Origin of the sequence: Citrobacter sp. TBCS-14 (assembly GCF_005280805.1) — a bacterium.
Lineage (GTDB): Bacteria > Pseudomonadota > Gammaproteobacteria > Enterobacterales > Enterobacteriaceae > Citrobacter > Citrobacter gillenii.
Genome location: NZ_SZWM01000201.1, coordinates 1 through 228, shown reverse-complemented (window position 1 = coordinate 228; position 228 = coordinate 1). Strand labels below are relative to the sequence as shown.

The 228-nt window shown below is 37.3% G+C and carries 1 pseudogene; it reads left to right on the top strand.

Annotation, left to right across the window (positions count from 1 at the left end):
- A pseudogene (locus tag FDX22_RS12110) lies at positions 1–228 on the top strand (IS3 family transposase); the annotation flags it as partial.

Sequence of the window (228 nt, the reverse complement as noted above, 5' to 3'; positions counted from 1 at the left end):
CGTCTTGAAGATAATACGGTGTTGACTGCTAAACAGATTCAAGAATTACAAAAAAGGAATGCCCAACTAGAGGAAGAAAATCTGATCTTAAAAAAAGCGAGTGCCATATTCATGCAAAACTCCAAGTAAGATTGAAAGCCATCTATAGACTCCGATTTGAACACACGACAGTTATGCTCTGTCGTGTTTTACATGTCAATCGTTCCACCTACTATAACTTCATAAGCA